A 298-nucleotide genomic window follows, 5' to 3' on the forward strand; every position below is an offset into this window, starting at 1 on the left:
GTCACCCGCTCGAGCGAAAGCAAGTGGGACACCATCCAGCCCTGGGATATCGTGGCCCCGCGCCTGCTGAACTTCCCCGAGCCCTCGCGCTTCTCGTTCTGAGCCGGCGGTTGACCGAATGATCGACCAAGTCCGCCCCGCCGACCTTGCCGCCTGGTTCGCCCAGAACGCCGATGCCACCCCCGTGCTGCTCGACGTGCGTGAGCCCTGGGAACTGCAGACGGCGAGCGTCGCTCCCCCGGGCTTCACCCTGGTGGCGATTCCGATGAACGAGATTCCCGGGCGGCTGGCCGAACTG

General features: G+C 67.8%; 1 protein-coding gene. It reads left to right on the forward strand.

The genetic code is table 11. The features are described from left to right. Positions 1-118 precede the first annotated feature (118 nt). On the forward strand, positions 119-298 hold a 180-nt coding region (locus tag ACZYSP_RS35420), incomplete at its 3' end, for a rhodanese-like domain-containing protein (RefSeq protein WP_489019225.1).

The organism is Variovorax sp. F042 (genome assembly GCF_057814215.1).